Raw genomic sequence first — 2,251 nt, 5'->3', positions numbered from 1 at the left:
GCGCCGGTGGTTCGCCGGCGATGCCTGGGCGCGCCCGGCGCTGGCTGTGCTGGCGCTGGTGGTGGTCGTGCAGAACGTGGCGCTCTGGGGCGGGGGCGACGCGGCACAGCAGGGCGAGGACGAGGTGCGCTTCCGCTCGGTGCCGGTTGCGCCGGCGGGCGCCTCGGCCGACCTGGGCGTGGTGTGGAAGCAGGGCGTGACCGTGCAGCAATCGATGCAGCTGCTGCGCTCCATCGATGCCGACGTGGTGGCCGGCCCCGACGACAAGGGCACCTGGTACCTGCGGGTGCCCGACGTGAACGAGAGCACCACGGCGCTGTCGGCTTCGCCGCTGGTGGCGTCGGTGGGGCCGCCCTAGGCATGGCTGCCTGCACGCGTCGCTTGCTGCTGATCTGGTTGTCGGCCCTGCTGGCGGGGCCGCTGGTGTTTTTCGGCGCGCCGGTTCATGCGGCCCAGCGCGCCTTGCTGGTGGGCGTGTCGGAACTGGCCAGCCAGCCCTCGTCGCTCTGGCTTTCGGCGCCGCGCAACGACGTGATCCTGATGCGGCAGGTGCTGCAGCAGCACGGCTTTGCGGCCGGTGACGTCACGGTGCTGGCCGACGGCGTGGGCGGCGCCGCGCTGCCCGATTCGCGCCAGATCCGCGATGCGCTGCAACGGTTGCTGGCGCGCTCGCAAAGCGGCGACTTCGTGCTGCTGTATTTCTCGGGCCACGGCACCCGCGTGCGCGATGCGGCCAAGGCCTATGCCGAGCCCGACGGCCTGGCCGAGAACTTCCTGGCGCGCGATGCGCGACTGTCGCCTGGCGCTGGGGGCAGCGGCATGCCGCTGACTGGCAGCCTGCGCGACGTGGATTTCGACGGCTGGATCCGCGCCTTCATGGCCAAGGGCGTCTTCGTCTGGTCGGTGTTCGACACCTGCTCCGCCACTTCGATGACGCGGGGCGTTCCGCGCGGCGGCAGCGCCGCTGCAGCCGCAGCAGAGCCAGCCGATGACGAGGTGCGCTTTCGCGGCATCCAGGCCGACCAGCTGGCGGCCGGCGGCGCTTCGTCGTCTTCTTCTGCTTCCGTCGACATGTCCGCACCGCCGCAGCCGCCTGTGCCGCGGGCACGCTACGTGGCCTTTTTCGCCTCCGAGAGCCACCAGGTCACGCCCGAGCTGCGCCTGCCGCGCGGCGACCGCACCGCGCGGCCGCAGGGCCTGCTGACCTGGGCCGTGGCCGAGGCGATGGGGCGCCAGCCCGCCAGCTTCCGCGACCTGTTCAACCAGGTGGTGTCGCTCTATGCCCCGGTGATCAACGAGCTGGAGGCGCGCTATCCGCAGCGCGAACTGCCCTCGCCGGTGGCCGAAGGCAACCTGGACGCGCCGCTGTTCGCGGCCAGCACCGCACCGCAGTCCACCCGGCCAGCCTGGCCGGCGCGGCGCGCCGGATCGCAGCTGACGCTGAACGTGGGCCAGCTTGACGGCTTGGAGCCGCAGCAGGAAGTGCGTGTGGTCGCCACACTGGCCGACGGCACGCAGCGCATCGGCATCACGCGGCTGGAGCAGGTGGAGCTGGCCAGCGCGCGCACGCCGGTGCCGGCCGCACTGGCCGAGCAGAACAGCGCGGCCCTGTGGGCGGTCTCGCCGGTGGACGATCCGCCGTCGGTGGTGCTGCGGGTGCAGGCCGCGTCGGGTGCGGGCGTTCCGGCGGGGCTCAGCCTCGCCTATCCGGCAGGCATCCGCGTGCTGCGCAGCGGCGATGCGGATGTGCGCATCGTCGACCGGGGCGGGCAGGCTGCGCTGGAGGTCCTGTCGCCCGAGCTGGCGGCGCTGGCCGACGACAGCGGCAAGCCGTATGCGCCGCCGGATGCGCAGGCGCTGCGGCAGCAACTGCTGGCGCTGGCGCAGCTCAAGTGGTTTGCGCGGCTGGACCAGCTCGCGCAGGGCGGCCGGCTCGACGGCTTCGACGCGGTTGTGGAAACCTGGGCCGGCGACAAGCTGATGCGCAGCACGCCGGCCGCCGAGGCCCGCTCGCAACCGGCGCTGGCGCCGGGCGAGCGCAGCGTGCTTGTCGTGCGCAACGGCAGCGGCCAGTCGGTGGACCTGGTGGTGGTGGGGGTGGAGGCCGGCGGCGCCATCCGGCAGGTGTATCCACCGGCCATGAGCGAGACCAACCGCTTCGAACGCGGCACGCGCGAGCAGCCCGCGCACGAGCGCTTCGAGCTGCCCTGGCTGAATGCGCAGCGCGGCGGCCGCCTGCTGGTGCTGGCCG

The 2,251-nt window shown here is 73.1% G+C and carries 1 protein-coding gene and 1 pseudogene; both read left to right on the top strand.

The window, feature by feature from the left end:
* A pseudogene (locus VSO01S_RS27655) lies at positions 1-358 on the top strand (hypothetical protein); the annotation flags it as partial.
* Between the two features lie 2 nt (positions 359-360).
* Positions 361-2,251, top strand: a 1,891-nt coding sequence (locus VSO01S_RS26310; RefSeq protein ID WP_068645694.1) for a caspase family protein, incomplete at its 3' end; no start/stop codon positions are given.

This window comes from Variovorax soli NBRC 106424 (assembly GCF_001591385.1).
Classification (GTDB): Bacteria; Pseudomonadota; Gammaproteobacteria; order Burkholderiales; family Burkholderiaceae_C; genus Variovorax; species Variovorax soli.
Note: the sequence above shows the minus strand (reverse complement) of the source record. Positions and strands in the feature narration are given on the sequence as shown.